The following is a 16553-nucleotide window of genomic DNA, read 5'->3' as shown; positions in this document are numbered from 1 at the left end:
GATTCGTCGTTCGGTGTCGGCCCGGTTCGGGAGATCCGACCGCGGTCACGGCTGAATAGCGTGGCGTCACGGTCTCAGCGGGAGACGACGCGGATGGTCGGATTCGGTTGTTCGTCGATGTAGTTGCTGTCCGACGGCGGGATGACCTCTAACTGGATCGATCCCATATCCTGATCCGCGCGGAGGCTCTGGCTGCCGTCGAAATCCAGCGTCGCGTGATTATCGTCTCCGGTGGACTCGTCGAGCACCCCATCGAGTTGTGCGGAATCGGCAGTGGCAACGATCGTCGCGTCCGAGACGTTGTTACCGTTTTCGTCGATCGCGTACGCATTGACTTCCGCGCTCGATCCGGTGGCGTCCGCTTCGATCACCTGATCGTCGTCGGCAATTTTCACGGTCACCTCCGTATCGCCGACGCTGCCGATACCGCCGAGCATGTTCAGCATGATCGCCAGCGCCGCGACGCCGACGACCAGCGCGATCACCAGTCGAATCGGCAACCCCTCGATCGCGCGGTCGTCTCGAGCGAACGACCGCGAGCCGTTCATCCGATCCGTCGAATCCGAGTCGGTCCGTTTCGAAGTCACGCCCCGCTTGGCCCCGCCTTCCGCCTTAAACGTTGGATCGCGGGTTCAAATACGAAGCCGCGGGAAGTCTGCCCGTGAGTTTCGTACTCGGTCGCGACGCCGCCCTCGCGGACGGGCCGGTCTGTCGCCTCGGCTCCTACCGCGCGCTCGACGGGAGCGACGGCGCGGCCGTCCACCTCGATCTGGACTCCCCCCACGCGGTGTTGCTCGTCGGCAAGCGCGGCTACGGGAAATCCTACACGATGGGCGTCATCGCCGAAGGGCTCGCGCGGTCGCGGGGCGTCGCTCCCGTGATCGTCGATCCGATGGGTGCGTTCGACACGCTGTCGCGGCCCGCGACCGGCGACGCGGTCCCCGCACGCGTGATCGACGAGCCGGCCGTCGCACCCGACTCGCTCGACCCCCGATCCTGGTGTGCACTGCTCGGGCTCTCGCCGGAGAGCGGTGCTGGCGGGCTGCTCTGGCAGGCCGCACAGGTCGAATCGACGATCGACGGCATGCGGACACACCTCGAGTCGGCCGACGCCGCGAGCGCCGCGACGCGCGCCGCCGAAAACCATCTCCGCCTCGCCGAGTCGTGGGGCGTCTTCGACGCCGACGGACTCGCGGCTACCGATCTCGCGACCGCGGAAGCGACGGTCGTCGATGTCTCGGGGCTCGCGGATGCACCGATGAACGCCGTCTGTCGCGGGATCGCGGAGACGCTGTACCGCGCCCGGATCCGCCGATCGATCGATCGGTTGCCGTGGCTCCTGCTCGACGAGGCCCACACCTTCTTCGACGGCGTCGCCGAACCCGCCCTCGAGATGATTCTCACGCGCGGGCGCGCCCCTGGCGTCAGTCTCGTCGCCGCGACACAGCGCCCGAGTGCCGTCCCCGAAGTCGGTATCTCCCAGTCGGACATCCTCGTTTCCCATCGGCTGACTGCTCGATCGGATCTGGCGGCCCTCGAGAGCGCCCAGCCGACGTACATGAACGGCTCGCTGGCCGATGCGGACCGCTTGCCCGAGTCTCCGGGTGATGTCGTCGTGATCGACGACGCGACGGAGACGGTTCACGCGGCGCGGGTTCGAGACCGCGACACGCCACACGGGGGCGACAGTCCGAACGCAAGCGACAGCGCGCCCGGTGGCGGATGACACGGACGAACGACTCCGACGAGACGAATAGCGGTACCTCCGATCGCGGGCCTCGAGTCTGACTCCGAATCGTCCCTCAAGCGAGACTCGGCGGTGAAAATGGAACGCTGAAAACGGAAAATCGGTCCAGCGACGGACGAGTGCGGCTATAACTGCGACTACTGGAAGCCGATGCGACTGCCGCGGCGACCCGACGGGTCCGGCCCGCCGCTCGTGCCGCCCTGGAACTCCTCTTCGATCTGCTCGTAGTAGTCGAGGATGTCGTCGGTGATCGTCGGCCGGACGTTCTCCATGGCCTGCCGGAAGTGACGCATCTCGACGATGTCGGCCTCCTCGTCCTCGCGCAGCGCCTCGATGGCCGCCTCGCGGGCGATCGACTCGAGGTCGCTACCGACGTAGCCGTCCGTGATCTCGGCGATTTCTCGTAGCGTCACGTCCGCCGCGAGTGGCGTGTCCTCCGTGTGGATATCGAGGATGCGCTCGCGGCCGTCGACGTCGGGTTCGCCGATCATGACCAGTCGGTCGAACCGACCTGAGCGCAGCAGTGCGGGGTCGATCATGTCCGGTCGGTTGGTCGCGCCGATGACCATCACGTTGCCCATCTCCTCGAGGCCGTCGAGTTCGGTCAGGAGCTGGTTGACGACGCGCTCGGAGACGTTCGAGCCGGTTTCACCGCCCCGGCCCGGTGCGAGCGCGTCGAGCTCGTCGAAGAAGATGACCGTCGGCGAGACCTGCCGGGCCTTGCGGAAGGTCTGGCGGATGGCCTTCTCCGACTCCCCGACCCACTTGCTGAGTAGTTGCGGGCCGCGCACCGAGATGAAGTTCGCGTTCGTCTCGTTGGCGACGGCCTTCGCCATCAGCGTCTTCCCGGTCCCCGGCGGGCCGTAGAGCAACACGCCGGCCGGCGGATCGACGCCCAGCCGCTCGAACCGCTCGGGGTTCGAGAGCGGCCACTCGACGGATTCTTGGACCTGTTCTTTGGCGTCGTGGAGGCCGCCGACGTCGTCCCACGAGATCTTCGGGAGTTCGACGAGCACCTCCCGCATCGCCGAGGGCTCGACTTCGTTTAACGCGCCGCTGAAGTCCTGGCGCTTGACGATCATCCGATCGATCAGACTCGGCGGGATGTCCTCCTCGTCGAGATCGATCTCGGGGAGGTAGCGGCGCAGTGCCTTCATCGCGGCTTCCTTGGTCAGGCTCTCGATGTCGGCACCGACGAAGCCGTGGGTCTCGTCGGCCAGATGCCCGAGGCTGACGTCGTCGGAAAGGGGCATCCCTCGGGTGTGGATCTGCAGGATTTCCTCACGGCCGGTCTCGTCCGGCACGCCGATCTCGATCTCGCGGTCGAAGCGGCCGGGGCGGCGCAGTGCGGGATCGACCGAATCGACGCGGTTCGTCGCGGCGATGACGATAACCTGTCCCCGGGACTCGAGGCCGTCCATCATCGTCAGCAGCTGGGCGACGACACGTCGTTCGACCTCGCCGGTGACGTCTTCGCGTTTAGGCGCGATGGAGTCGAGTTCGTCGATGAAGATGATCGACGGCGACTCCTCGGTGGCGTCCTCGAAGATTTCCCGGAGCTGCTGTTCGGACTCGCCGTAGTACTTCGAGATGATCTCCGGCCCGGCGATAGAGAAGAAACTGGCGGAGGTCTCGTTGGCGACGGCCTTGGCGAGCAGGGTTTTCCCGGTGCCCGGCGGGCCGTGCAGGAGCACGCCCTGTGGGGGCTCGATGCCGAGTTTCTTGAAGATCTGCGGGTGCTTCATCGGGAGCTCGACCATCTCCCGGACCCGCTGGATCTCGTTTTGCAGGCCGCCGATGTCCTCGTATGTGATCCCGCCGCCGGTCTTCTCGAAGCCCGAGATGGGTTCCTCGCGGAGTTCGACGTCGGTGTCTTCCGTGATGAGGACGACGCCTTCGGGTTCGGTCTCGACGGCGATCAGGGGAATCGCTTGGCCCGGCGACCGCATGAACGGGTGGTTCGTCGAGGACATCACGGGAACGATGTCGCGGCCGACGACCGGTCGCTTGAGGATCTGTCGTTTCACCATACCGGCGGCGTCGGAACCGAACTGAACCGACGCCTCTTCCGGCGGCGCAAGCGTGAGCTTGTCGGCTTTCGTCGCTTCGGCCTTGCGGATCGTGACCCGCTCGCCGATACCGACGTCAGCGTTCTGGCGGGTGAAGCCGTCGATGCGGACGGTGTCGGTGTTCCAGTCCTGCCGGTCTGCACGCCAGACCTTCGCGGCAGTCGTATCTGCACCCTCGATCTCGATGATGTCGCCCGGACTCAGCTTCAAATGCAACAGCGTGTCCGGGTCGAGTCGGGCGATACCACGACCCGAGTCGTTCGGGTATGCCTTCGCAACCTCCAGTTGGACTTCGTTCATGATTTAGGGATGGACCGCGATGTCAATGACTCCGATACGTGCGCGGATAGGTTTTTTGCTAGGGTGAGTCATTTCCTGTGCTAGTAGCTATCACACACAGGTAGGACCGGACGCTACAAAGATGTACCGGCATCGGTTGGTTTTGGCCCTATCGACACCCCGTGCGCGGAAACGAGGACAGATGGCTTTTTGCGTCTTCCGCCCCGGAACGGAGGTATGCGAGTCCTCGCCTTCGACGGCCGAATGGGTGCGAGCGGTGATATGATCCTCGCCACCCTCCTCGACGCCGGTGCCGACCCCGACTCCCTCGAGCCCGTCACCGACGCTCTCGAGGTGGCGTATCGAATCGATACGGCCGACAAGAGCGGGATCGCCGCGACGACAGTCGATGTGGTTCTGACGGACACGGACGGAGACGCTGACGCCGACGGCGAGCACGATCACGGGGAATCCGAGAACGGCCACGATCACAGCCACGACCACGATCATGACCACGGTCACGATACGCCCGATCACGGCGACGAGGTCCCAGCCGAAGGCCACGGTCCCCACCGCAGCTACCTCGAGGTCCGCGACATCGTCACGGAGATGGGCCTCGCCCCGGCGGTCGAACGCGACGCGCTCGAGATCTTCGAACTGCTCGGGGAGGCCGAAGCCAGCGTCCACGGCGAGGACCTCGAGGACATTCACTTCCACGAGGTCGGGGCCGACGACGCGATCGCGGACGTGGTCGGTGCCGTTGCCTTACTCCACGACCTCGAACCCGACCGCGTCGTCACCACGCCGCTGTCGACCGGCGGCGGAACGGTGACGATGAGCCACGGCGAGTACCCCGTGCCGACGCCGGCGGTCGTCGAGATCGCACAACGGGCCGACTGGTCGCTGCAGGGTGGCCCGGTCGACGCGGAACTCCTGACGCCGACCGGTGCCGCGATTCTGGGGCACGTCGCCGACGGCATCGACTCGCTGCCCGCGCTGGATCTCGAGGCCGCGGGCAACGGCGCGGGCGGCTACGACCTCGATCCCCACCCGAACGTGCTTCGCGTCTTGGTAGGGGACGGCGAAAGTGGCAGGGAACTGGTCGAGGACGACATCGCCGTCCTCGAGACGAACCTCGACGATGCGACCCCCGAAGTGCTGGGCGGGCTCCAAGAGTCGCTCGCGAGCGCGGGCGCGCGCGACGTTTCGATTCTGCCCGCAACGATGAAGAAGTCCCGTCCGGGCCACCTCGTGAAGGTCATCTGCAAGCCCGCGGATCGGGAACGAGTTGCTCGAGCGCTGGCCGAGGAAACCGGGACGCTGGGCGTTCGCGACGCGGGGGTCACTCACCGCTGGATCGCGAACCGTGAATTCGAGACCGTGACACTCGAGATCGACGGCGACGAGTACGAGGTCACCGTGAAAATCGCGAGCGATGCCGACGGCGAGGTCTACGACGTGAGCGCGGAATACGACGAGGCAAAGGCGGTCGCTCGAGAGACAGGAGTGACGACTCGAGACGTGCTTCGACGAGCGGAACGAGCGGCCGACCCGCAGGGTACCTAATAGTTTCTCGGTCAGTTTCGATATCGGCGTGCTCACAGCTACGCTATGAGGTCAAGTCTAGTGAGGAACTGGCTTCAGACGTACCGTTTGATCTGACCGATGGCAGTTCTCGCGGCCGTTCTCGTCAGTCTGGTACTGAACGCGTACGAAAAATAAAAGCGGGTTATCGAAGGCGATTACTCCGTGGAATCGTCCTCGTCGTCGCCGTCGTCGTCAAGGGAGTCGAGGAAGTCGCTGATGATTCCGGCTAGGTTGTCGTCAGTGATACCGGAGTTGTCGGTCTCGGAGTTGTCGGTCTCGGAGTTGTCGGTATAATCGTCGCTGGCATCGGAGTCCGCGTCAGCACTCGTATCGGAGTCGACTCCGACGTTGGTCGAGGTCGTGGTCGTGTCCTCGACGTTCGCGTCGTTGCCCTGCGTGACCTCTTGGCTCTGGACCGCGGTCGTCTCAGCGTAGCTCTCGTCCGAGCTGCTGTAGGACGATGCGGCCTGCGTCTGTTCGTTGTTGTTGCTCTGCTCGACACCGATGGTCGTCTCCGCAGAGGACTCCTGATCGATGTCATCAACGTCAACATCGGAGTCTGCGTCGGAGTCTGCGTCAGAGTCTGCATGTGCCGCCGCTGTTCCTGCAGCCCCCATAAATGCGAGGCCGCCGATTAGTGCTACCGTCAGTGCGAGCGTGAGTGCGCGTTTCATGTTGAATTCGGTCACCGTGTTGCAGTCGGGCACCACGCGTGTCAACCACAACGAGACCTCCTCGAGGAGGGAACCTCCTCGTTCGACAGCGCTGTCGCTTGGCACGAAACTGGCTGTCTCCTCCCGGTCTCCCGCTGTGGCGCGTTGCCCAGTCGCTACTCATACCAGTATCCCATTTGAACCCGGCAAACGGTTTCGAGGCGAATCACGGCATTAGTGGGGCTGATCGGGCGGATTACCGTTGCAAGCGGATCGTTCACCGACTGTCAGCAGAACCTGTCGCCGTTTCGCTGCCCCTATTGAGGGCGTGGCCTGCGGTTTCAGGCCCACCCGCTCCCCTACACCGTCCCGGAAATATCGACCGTGAAACGGTTGCCGATCGGCTAGGAACCGCTAATATCCGACTTCGATTACCGAAACGGTCATCGGATCGAGACCGTTCGGAGCCTTTTGATAATTTGTCGTCAGGATATGGACGGATCAAATATAAGACGATTTTGGTCGCGGCTTGTACTTCCGTAACGGCCCGGCGAAGCCTCCGGTTTCGATCGATAAGCAGCCGCCTTCGGTTCCATAGGCCGGTTCATACGCGTTCCAATCTGTCGATAACAAAGGTACTCTTGGGGATAGGATGGTTTGCGTCGCAGAGACTCAGAAACGAAAGACCATCACGACACAGATCAAACGCTCAATGAATTCCAATACAACGAGACGCTCACGAACTACGACACTCCTTATGGCCTGTATGGTTGCCCTGTCGATGATCGCGGCCGGCGTGCCGGCAGCCACCGCGGGTGGGGACGGAGAACTAGACGCCGGAACCATACACGCACTCGAGGACGGGGAAGAACTGTATCTCGTCTTCGGTGCCGACCTCGACGGGCAGTCGCTCGAAGAGTACGTCGACGAACACGCCGACGATTCGAACGGCACCTCCGCCGAGATCATCCAGCACCAGGACGTCGATCAGGTCAACATCAACGAGCAGGGAACTGCGGTGTCGATCGCGATCGACGGCGGCGACGCGACCGCCATTCAGGAATCGAATCAGGAGAACGACAACGTCCAGAGCGGTGAGGTCACCGCCGAAAGCCGCGACGTGCGAAGCGCGGAGACCCAATTCGAGAACGTCGGCGACGTCAACATCATCGTCGGCGACGGCGGCGACCAGCAGTTCGACGGCTGGGCTGTCAAAGACAAGAAAGGCGACAAGACGGTCACGCAGGAAGCCGTCGCCGGTGTGAGCCAGTCCCAATCGGTCGGACAGGTCAACTACAACAACCAGAGCACCGCGTTCGCGCTCGCGGTCAACGACAGCGACGCGACCGCGCTCCAGCAGTCCTACCAGCGAAACGAGAACCTCCAGGAGGGCATGGCCAACGCTTCGAACGTCTACCTCGGTGACGGCGAATTCGGTCACAAGAAGGACAAGACAGGCGATCACAGCGCCGGCTCGAGTACGGGCCAGAGCGCCGACGCGCTGCTCGAGCAGTCACAGGACGTCGAGCAGGCAAACGTCAACGAACAGGACGGTGCGGTCGCCATCGCGATCGGCGAGGGCAGCACCGCCACGGCGATCCAGTTCACCGACCAGAGCAACCTCAACGAACAGATCGGTAGCGCCTCCGCCTCGAACCTGATGGCGTCGGCCGCCGGGATGGACGTCGCGACCGCGGGTAACGTCAGCGGCGATGTCCTCTCCTCGGAAACCGAAGTCCAGGAACCCGACAAGAAGGACAAGCAAGACGACGTCGACGGCGAGCAGACCGCGACCGCCGGCGTGGCACAGGGCCAAGAGGTCGAACAGCGGAACATCAACCTCCAGAACACCGCGATGGCCATCGCACAGAACGACAGCGAGTCCACCGCGATCCAGCTGGCCTACCAGCAGAACTACAACGCCCAGGTCGCGTACGCCGACGCGATCAACGTCTACGCGAGTCCGGGCTACGTCTCCGACGACGTGACGCGGACCTCGAGTACCACCGTCACGGTCGACGGGAACGCGGGCACGGCCGCCCCCGGTACGTCGTACGACTACGCCGGCAACGCCACGCAGACGAACGACGCGGAACAGACCGCCAGCACGGCGATCGAGCAGACCCAGATCGTCACCCAGGAGAACCTGAACGAACAGCACACCTCCGTCGCAGTCGCCGAAGACGGCGGCAGCGCCGGCAGCTCCCAGATCAGTCTGCAGGAGAACGAGAACGTTCAGCTCACGTCCGTCTCCGCGACGAACACGTGGGTTGAAGCGTAATATCGCGACGGCCGCCACACGGTCGACTTTCGACCGGTGTGACTGACTGTTTTCGTTTCTTCTTTGGCCGAGTACACTACCGATAGAGCAGAAATTTCCGTTCGATCACGCGGTCGCTATCGAACTCGCTTCTCGACCGACCGGGTGTCGACGAAACCGAGAGCGCTCGAGAATGGATCTATCCGGAACGAGGAAACGGACTCCGATCGAAGAATCGTGATGACGATTCGACGGCCACAGTGATACTAATACGTAAGTTTCGCGTATGCCTTCTTCGCGAGCGACATCGTCGGACTCGCGGACTCGACGATGTAGTAGGGCACGAGGTCGCCACCGTACTTGCTCTTGTACTTCGTGATCCGCTCGTTGTTCGCACTGTACATATCGTACTGCGTGATGTCGTCGAGTTCGGGATCGGTGAGGATGTCTTCGATAACCCGCCAGTGGAGCAGGCTGTTCACGCTCACGTTTTCGTAGCTCGCAGTCGTTCCGCCCTTCCAGAAGTAACAGGTATCGTTCGAGTACAGTGCGATGATTCCGCTCAGGAACTCACCGTCGGGGGTTTCCGCGACGTACACGCGGGCGCGGTCGTCGAGACTCCCGATGAGATCGCGCATGAACTCCCAGGACATGGGGAAGCCGATCCCCTGCTCCTCGTATCGCTCCCGCGTCGCGTCGTAGACCTTCCGGAGGCCGTCAACCCCCTGGATCGTGATAGAATGATCGAGGTCCTCTCCGTCTTGGATCTCCCGACGGAGGCTCTTACTGAAGGACTTGAGGACGGTGTCCGGCGTCGTCGACTCGAGATCGAGACGGTACGTAAAGCGGAAGTCAACGTCGAACCCTGCCCAGCGAAACGGCCGGGGATCGGCGTAGGTCGTATCGCAGGAAAGCCGGAACAGGAGGAGAGAGCGATCGATGTCCAGCACCGAGAGGATCCCCTCGATGAACGTCCGATTGATCTTCTCCTGTTTGCGTCGCTTCGGACTCGTCGGCATCAGAATCGGTCCCATTCTGTGGATGCCGAACCCGGGGGGCGGCGAGAGGGCACCCGTCACGAACGGTTGGTCTCTGAGAAAAAGCGGCATCAGTCCGACCGGTTGCTCGCCCCGATAGCCGCCGAACAGGTAGAGGTCACCTGCGGTATGCTCGTCGATGACTCGCAGCGAGTCAGACGTGTGAAACGGGCCGAAACCGGTCTCCGGAAGGGTATCGTCCCACTCGGAGAACGTGAGGTCTGTGAGGTGCATTTCTCTGACCGATACGGATTGGTTTTCATTGTAATAGTGTTCTTACACCCGCCGTCGGGCGCTGGATCGATCGGTATCTTAATCGGTGGTGAGTTACGTCTGATCTCGCGAAAGCGGACAACCGAACCGCCACCAAGCCGTCGGCACCGCTCGGTCGGTCGGGTGAGCGATCACCGAGCGAGCCATGGGCTATCCGTGGTTCTAGAAACGAGACGATCAGCCGGCGGAGATTCGATTCAGCGGGCGATTTCGGCCGAGCGTATCGCGTAGACTATTGCTTCGCTTCTTCGCTTTCCCACCCTCTGTCGAAGACGAATTTCCGGGCGTCGGGACTCGAGAGGATGTTGGCCGCCTGCACAACGGTTCCGACCGCCGGCAGCGGGTCTCGGCGCGAGAGCGTCCCGTAACACGTGTTGCCGATATCGAACTTCAGGAAGTCCGCGAGCCCCTCGATTTTGTTCGGTGTCTGAAGCAACCAGAGGATCTCGTTCGGCAGAACGGACCGGTATGTCACGCCGACCTCGTACTCCGTTACCGGGTCAACCTCGTCACCCACGGACAACCGGTAGAGGAGGGACGGAAAGTCCACTCCCGATCGGATCGCCAACCCGACCGGCGTCCAGAAGCGCGGATTGACTTCGAGTAACAGTGGCTCGCCGGCTTCGTCGAGGATGAACTCGACTTCGGCCGGTCCCTTCCAATCGACCGCCTCCAATACCGCCGCACCGTAGCGTTTCGCGATCCGGTCGTCGTGGCTTACGCCGACGACGGTGGGCCCGCCGCTCAGGGGATATTCCTTCTGCCGCTCGTAGGAGAAAGACGCCACAGGGTCCCCCTCGTCGTCGAAGAGCAGACAGGCGGTCGTGTACCCCGTCTTCTCGACGTACTCCTGAACGATCGGGGTTCCGTACTGCTTCGAAACCCGTTCGAAGGCTCGGTCGAAGTCCGACGGTGATTCGACGCGCGTGATCCCCCTCGAGCCCGAACTCACGCGGGGTCTGATCAGGAGCGGATAGTCGGCACTCCGTTTGATCTCCGCCTGGTCCCGTCGTTCCGGAAAATAGGTGGTCGGCGTCGGAACGCCGGCCCGTTGTGCGATCTGTATCGTCTCGCCTTTGTCGTTCAGCCGTTCGATCTTCCGTTGATCGGCGATATAGAGGTTGACGTGCCTCGAGATTTCGTCTCTGTGTTTCGACACCAGAAGCGTCGTCTCGTCGCGGACCGGAACGAGAAACTCGTAGTCTCCCTTTCGGAGGTGTCCGAGCAGCACGTCGAGAAATGCCTCGGGTTTTTCGTCGGGGATGGGATACTGTATCGTATCGCTCACGTGTTTCGAAAAGCGCGTCAGATTGTACGAGAAGTACTCGCCGACGTGAACGTCGAATCCCTTTCGCCCCAGTGATCGGCTGATAGCTAGCGCTGACAGGGTCTGACCGTCGGTGACCAAGACGTTGTTCCTCATTTCAGTGTTCCTCGGCCGAAGGCCGCGTCGTCCGCTCCGCTCGACTGCTTCGGCGTGAACGGGATGTGATACCGACGAATATCAAAACCGCCCTTGCAACGTACCAGTTCCACCGACAGTTCGAGCGAATCCCGCTGCACCGGAGTGGCAGCCGGCCGTTCTGGACACAGACAGGAATCGGGGGTTCCGTGGCGACTTCGTTCCGAACACTGCGAACAGCGGATCACCGTTTCGTCTCGAGAGCGCGCGTGTCCGCGATCGTTCGCTTCGGACACAGTGCTCGGTTCCTCGAGAGGCGACTGAGTAGTGGTGACTGCACGCCACCAGTATTGTGACACTGTTTCGGTCAGTTCGAACGGACCAGCGGCGTCGCATCGATTGACCTGCGTCGCCTTCCTTCCCAATCGGAAACTGCGATCACTGCAATCCCTGTATACCGTCCATAACAATACCCGATAGTGCGAAGAACGTGATGTGCACCGGTCATCGTCCCGGACCACGGATACGCTCGGAGACGTAGGGTCCGTTTACTCGGTCGGGAAATACGCCTCGCTATCGGCCGAGCAAACCGTTTGCCCCGGTATCGACGACTCCGTTCGAGCCGCGGTCGTTTCAGGTAGCGATTCGCGTTCTGGAGCGGGCGACAGTCGGCGATCGACGGTCGTCCCGCCGGACACGCGTTCGGCGGGCGGAGTCAACCGGTCCATCGACGAACGGATGGCCGCACACGGCGCTCCCCAGTTGTCGCTCGAGCCCGCGTCACGGGACGCCCTCGCCATCGACAGGAGTGCCTCTCTCGGCACGGACGGCGGCATCCCGGGCGGCCGAATCGGACCTGAGCAAGGCGAACTGCCACGCGGCGACCAGCAATGCGGATGAGACACGAAAACGGGAGCGATGGCTCCGAGTGGCCGATCGAGAAGACGGTCGTCCTGTCACTGGATCTCGAGTGTGACTACGGAACGGCGATTCGGGAGAACACGTACGAGGCGGCATCGAAGACGCCGGCGTTTTGTTCGCTCCTCGAGGAGTACGACGTTCCGCTCACGTGTTTCCTCCAGACGGAACTGCTCGAGGCAGCTCCCGAAGCGGCCGAGGCGCTCGAACGAGCAGCGGTCCCGGTCGATTTCCACGCGCACTCGCATACCCACCCGCATCCGAAGCGTGCGGATTTCGCGTCCGAAATCGAAACGAGCCTCGAGCGCGTCGCGGACCGCTTCTCGAGCGACGTCGTCGGCTATCGGTTTCCGGACGGGGCGATTCCGGCCGACGGCTATCAGTTGCTCGCGGACCACGACGTCGATTTCAGTTCGAGCCTCTTCCCGACGTGGCGACCCGGCCGGTTCGATAACTCGGGGCAGCCGATCACACCGCACGAACCGGTTCCCGGCCTGCTCGAGCTCCCGATCACGCCGTTTTCGTCGACGATTCGGATTCCCGTGTCGATTTCGTACCTGAAGTTTCTCGGCCGGCCGTATCGCGAACTCGTGAACCGGCGTCCGCCGAACGTGATCGTCTTGGATATACACATGCACGATCTCGTCACGACGTCGGCGATCGAGTCGCTGCCGCTTCCATACCGGGTGGTGTACAACCGAAATCGGCAACAGGGGATTCCGATTCTCCGTCAGTTGATCGAAGGGCTCCAGCGACGCGGCTATCGGTTTACGACGATGAGCGAACTGTACGCGACGTTCGGAGAGACAACCGCGGACACGATGTCGAGTTCGGTAAGGGAATAGGCACAAGGGGAACGGGGTCCGCCTGAATCGAACGCCGGCTACCACGTGAGCCGTTTGAGGTTGCCCAGGATCCGTCGCGGATGCGGCCCGTACAGCCACAGGAACAGCATGGAGTCTCTTGATTTGACGAGCGCGATCGTTTTCCCGTCGATCACGTCCCGCTGTGAGAGGAGATCGTGGCGCTGCTGCCAGAGGCTCGTCAGGACTCGTTTCATCGGCGAGATCCGAAACCCGGTCCGGACAAAGGCGTACGCGGCCCAGACGATCGCTGAGACCACCACGTAGCGCCACGGGAGGTTTCGAACGGCGAGTCTGATCCGATTGCCGACCAGCAACTCGAGTACCACGTGATCGGGTCTGCGAGCGGCCGGCGACTTCTTGTGCCGAACGACGACCGACGGAACGTAGAGGATGTCGTACCCCGCGTCGAGCGCCTGGATCGAGAGATCCATCTCCTCGAACCCGTACTCGAAGGCCTCGGGAAAGGCGTCAGTGCGCTCGAGCGTCGATCGACGGATCGCGGTCCCGACGCCGATGAAACTCGTCGTCCTGTACTCCTCGGTCGGCGGCGTCTCGAAGTCGGGCGGATCGGGGATCTCCTTTCGCAGTATCTCTCCGGAGTAGTAGTCCCGGCTCTGAAACGCGAGCACGCCGACGTCCTGGTGTTCGCGAAACCGTGAGACGATAATGTCCGTCGCGTTCGGATCCGCATACACCGCGTCGTCGTCAGTCGTGACCAGGATCTCACCGGACGCCCGTTCGTAGCCGATGTTCCGCGCCTCGGGCGGGCTCAATCGTCGGGGGAAGTCATAGAAGCTGACCTCGTCTCGGTCGAACCGTCCCCCGTCTTCGAACATCGCCGCCGTCTCGTCCGTCGAACCGCTGACGACGATCACCTCGATCGGCTCGTAGGTCTGCTCGAGGACGGACGCGACGGCGTCGGCGAGGTCGTCGGGGCGATTGTACGTCGGAATGACGTACGAGACGAGTGGATTCCCTTCGTCGGCGTCGGTGGCCGCAGGTACCATCTAGAGAAGGGGGCCGCTGACGAGAGGGATAAAGGTTGAGGAGAGAACAGGCTGTTAACCGCTGATAGCGGCCGGAAACATACCGTTTCGGAGTCGAACAACTCCCCGCATTATGACTCGTCGGCAGTCGCGTTAGCCGCCCCTCCGCCGACCGGTTCGACGATGGTGACGTCCTCGTTTTCGTAGACGATCGTCCTGTTCTCGGTGATCTCGTTTACGTGGTCCGCGCTCAGCGACGACAGCGGCGTGTCATCCGGCGCGGAGTCGTCGACCGCGTTATGCCGGATGAAAACGTACCCGCCCCTCGTGTCCGCGGGTTCGAACGTCGGGTCCCACTGGTTTTTCACCATGATCACCTCGACGTTGTAGTGGCTCATCGGCACGATAGAACGGAACAGTTGCGAGGAGATTCGGTCGGTATAGATCGGCACCACTGCTTCCTCTTCGGCCCCGCCGTCGGCGGCAGTCCGCTCGATCTCGGGTTGGTCCGCCAGCCACTGGGCCGCCTCGCGTTCCTCGTCGCTAAAGGCGTAATCGTGTGCCTCGTCGTTGAACGTGTAGTCCGCGGAGACGCCGGCGGCCGCACCCGCAAACCCGGAGTTGATGACGAACAGCGCCGCCAACACGACTGCAAGGGGGGTCCAATTCACGCTCGAGATTCCGGGGATGCGTTCGGCGGTCGTTCCGAGACGGAGGTAGCCGACGGCCGCGAAGACCGCCAGGACCGGCAACACCATCTGGTAGACTCTGTCGGCCCAGAGATCCAGGACGAGGAAGTAAGACATCCCGAGGAACGCACACAGCGGGAGAGCGAGCGCAGTGAACTCGACGTACCGGGTATCGATGCCCTGCCGGAGCCGGTTGAGGATACTGACCGTCTGCCAGACGAGCCCGAGACAGATCAGCAGCGACAACAGGAGATACAGGCCGAGGCTCACCTGTTGAAAGATCGTCTGCTGGGTCTGGACGTAGCTCGAGCCCGAGCCCGCGGCCGTCCCCCCGGGAAGGGACGCGAGCTGGTCGAGGATCGCGATCGGAATCGACGCGAGCGACGCGGTCAACTCGCTCGAGGCGTAGGCGTACCACGACGTCGCACCGACGAGGAACGCGAGCGGGTAGATCGGCGAGAGGCCGTGTCGGAACTCGCCGACGAGTCGCTCGGTGAGGACGAGGCCGATCGAGGCGGCGAGCAACGAGAGGCCGAACACGTAGGTCGAGCCGTAGTGAGAGTGAACGAGCCCGGTCGCCAACAGCACCATGCCGATCGTCCACCCGCGATCCCGGCTCTCGTGGCGGAAATACAGCAACAGTGCGCCGACGATGAATAGCTCCGAGAGCCGCTGTTTGCCGGGAGTCAGATAGAACGTCCCGTGATAGAAGACGAAAAACAGGCTGGCGTAGAGGCCGACGGTGCCATCGAACACGTCGGCTGCGAGAGAGTAGATTCCCAGCGGAACGACTGCGAAGATGATCGGATAGACGACGGTGAAGATCGTCACGAGCTCGAGTCCCGTTACCATCGAGTACGCGACGGGGACCGCAGTGACGATCGGCACCGACGACATCGAGCCGCCGAGCGCGGGAGCCCACTGGTGGTTGCTCGCGAACAGTTCGGAGAGGTAATACGTAAACTGGATGTCGGCCCCGACGACGTGTCCCGACGCGAGGCTGCGGTGCAAGAGCGTCGAGAGAGCGACGGAAAACACCACCACTGGATACTGAGAGGGTTGGATCACCCGCGTCGCCGAGAGGAGGGTGACGACTGCCACGCTGAGGACGAACAGCCCCAGCCCGACGTTGTTCCCGTACCGGTTCATGAGGAGGGCCCCGAGAACGGCGAATACCGGGAGGAACCCGAGAACGGCGTAGATCGGGAGCGAATTCGAGAACGGAACCCGAACGTGAAACGAGTTTCCGTCCGTGACCAGTATGAGGAGCGTCAATACCGCAATCAAGGCCGTCACGATGACCGCCAGCGGGAGAAACGAGAGCGGCTCGGGGACGCCGAAAACGGGAAGCAACACGCTCGCGAGGACGGTCGTAATCGAGAGCACGACGAGACTCAACCCGAGAGCGATCGTGCCGAACTCACCGACGCTGGTCGTTCTGAGCCCGAGCAGTTGCGTGAGCAACCCGCCCGGAACGACCGTCAGCAACACGACGCCGAAGACCGCTTGGGCGGCCGGGAGTTCCACGCCGATCGACTCGAGCCCGACGCTCGACCAGAAGCCGATCAACAGGGCGAACACGACCGTCGTAACTGTCGTTGGTCCCCAGTCGAAGGAGACCCCCGACGTCTGAGGGGCATACGTCATAAGGAATACGAATGTGGAAATCGAAGTGGATCTGACGAGACCATCACTCGAATTAAAACGGTAGTTGTGTTCACGATCGTTCGCCCGATAATAGCCGATTTATTCGCTCTCCGTGGCCCGATTAGTGGCGGATGCGGGCG

Annotated in this window: 11 protein-coding genes; 4 read left to right on the top strand and 7 right to left on the bottom strand. The window is 62.7% G+C overall.

What is annotated here, in order from left to right; all coding sequences use genetic code 11:
* Positions 1 to 74: 74 nt before the first annotated feature.
* Positions 75 to 587, bottom strand: coding sequence for a DUF7382 domain-containing protein (locus C489_RS10855; RefSeq protein WP_006431297.1), 513 nt, complete (start codon positions 585 to 587; stop codon positions 75 to 77).
* A gap of 74 nt (positions 588 to 661) precedes the next feature.
* On the opposite strand from C489_RS10855, the gene C489_RS10850 reads away from it, so the two are divergent.
* On the top strand, positions 662 to 1726 hold the full coding sequence (locus C489_RS10850; RefSeq protein WP_006431296.1) for an ATP-binding protein: 1065 nt from the start codon (positions 662 to 664) through the stop codon (positions 1724 to 1726).
* 158 nt (positions 1727 to 1884) lie between these two features.
* On the opposite strand, the gene C489_RS10845 is transcribed toward C489_RS10850, so the two are convergent.
* Positions 1885 to 4116: a CDC48 family AAA ATPase gene (locus C489_RS10845; RefSeq protein WP_006431295.1), complete on the bottom strand. Its 2232-nt coding sequence runs from the start codon at positions 4114 to 4116 to the stop codon at positions 1885 to 1887.
* A gap of 216 nt (positions 4117 to 4332) precedes the next feature.
* Between C489_RS10845 and larC the strand changes: the two genes are divergently transcribed.
* A complete protein-coding gene (larC, locus tag C489_RS10840; RefSeq protein WP_006431294.1) occupies positions 4333 to 5661 on the top strand; it encodes a nickel pincer cofactor biosynthesis protein LarC in 1329 nt (442 codons plus the stop codon).
* 176 nt (positions 5662 to 5837) lie between these two features.
* Here larC and C489_RS22410 read toward each other — a convergent pair whose 3' ends face one another.
* A complete protein-coding gene (locus tag C489_RS22410; RefSeq protein WP_193364779.1) occupies positions 5838 to 6461 on the bottom strand; it encodes a hypothetical protein in 624 nt (207 codons plus the stop codon).
* A gap of 640 nt (positions 6462 to 7101) precedes the next feature.
* Here C489_RS22410 and C489_RS10830 point away from each other — a divergent pair.
* On the top strand, positions 7102 to 8616 hold the full coding sequence (locus C489_RS10830; RefSeq protein WP_006431292.1) for a hypothetical protein: 1515 nt from the start codon (positions 7102 to 7104) through the stop codon (positions 8614 to 8616).
* Between the two features lie 245 nt (positions 8617 to 8861).
* Here the strand turns inward: C489_RS10830 and C489_RS10825 are convergent, their stop codons facing one another.
* Together C489_RS10825 and C489_RS10820 are read right to left on the bottom strand one after the other, a co-directional pair.
* Positions 8862 to 9866, bottom strand: a complete 1005-nt coding sequence (locus tag C489_RS10825) for a lipid II:glycine glycyltransferase FemX (protein ID WP_006431291.1) — start codon at positions 9864 to 9866, stop codon at positions 8862 to 8864.
* Positions 9867 to 10137: 271 nt separating this feature from the next.
* Positions 10138 to 11328, bottom strand: a complete 1191-nt coding sequence (locus C489_RS10820; RefSeq protein ID WP_006431290.1) for a carboxylate--amine ligase — start codon at positions 11326 to 11328, stop codon at positions 10138 to 10140.
* Between the two features lie 869 nt (positions 11329 to 12197).
* Here C489_RS10820 and C489_RS10810 point away from each other — a divergent pair.
* Positions 12198 to 13070, top strand: a complete 873-nt coding sequence (locus tag C489_RS10810) for a polysaccharide deacetylase family protein (protein WP_006431288.1) — start codon at positions 12198 to 12200, stop codon at positions 13068 to 13070.
* A 38-nt stretch (positions 13071 to 13108) separates the two neighbouring features.
* Here the strand turns inward: C489_RS10810 and C489_RS10805 are convergent, their stop codons facing one another.
* Complete coding sequence (locus C489_RS10805) at positions 13109 to 14098, bottom strand: glycosyltransferase family 2 protein (RefSeq protein ID WP_006431287.1); 990 nt, start codon at positions 14096 to 14098, stop codon at positions 13109 to 13111.
* Positions 14099 to 14208: 110 nt separating this feature from the next.
* A complete protein-coding gene (locus C489_RS10800; protein ID WP_006431286.1) occupies positions 14209 to 16413 on the bottom strand; it encodes a DUF2206 domain-containing protein in 2205 nt (734 codons plus the stop codon).
* Between the last annotated feature and the right edge of the window lie 140 nt (positions 16414 to 16553).

The organism is Natrinema versiforme JCM 10478 (assembly GCF_000337195.1).
In the GTDB taxonomy this organism is placed as follows: Archaea; Halobacteriota; Halobacteria; order Halobacteriales; family Natrialbaceae; genus Natrinema; species Natrinema versiforme.
Note: the sequence above shows the minus strand (reverse complement) of the source record. Positions and strands in the feature narration are given on the sequence as shown.